At 62.3% G+C, this 326-nt stretch carries 1 protein-coding gene; it reads left to right on the top strand.

The window, feature by feature from the left end:
• Positions 1-84: 84 nt before the first annotated feature.
• Positions 85-326, top strand: a 242-nt coding sequence (locus EXE45_RS18535; RefSeq protein WP_241989547.1) for a thiamine pyrophosphate-dependent enzyme, incomplete at its 3' end; no start/stop codon positions are given.

The following is a 326-nucleotide window of genomic DNA, read 5'->3' as shown; positions in this document are numbered from 1 at the left end:
TGGGCAGCCACCCAAGAGCCGGAGTCGGAGTTCGCCGGTCGCAAGGTGGTCTCGGTATCCAGCGACGGTGGCTTCGGCCAGTACATGAGTGAGTTCACGACCGCGGTGAAGTACGACATGGACGTTACCCACGTCCTGTTGAACGACGACGAACTCGGGAAGATCAGCAAAGAGCAGCGGACCGGGGGCTGGGACGTCTGGCAGACCGACCTCGTCAACCCTGAGTTCGCTGCGTTCGCAGAAAATTGTGGGGGCCTCGGTCTCTTCGTCGACGACCCCGCCGACCTCAACGACGCACTCGAAAAGGCGATCGCCCATGACGGTCC

It is taken from the genome of Halorubrum sp. SP9 (genome assembly GCF_005435015.1).
GTDB lineage: Archaea > Halobacteriota > Halobacteria > Halobacteriales > Haloferacaceae > Halorubrum > Halorubrum sodomense.
This window is presented reverse-complemented; position numbering and strand designations above follow the sequence as displayed.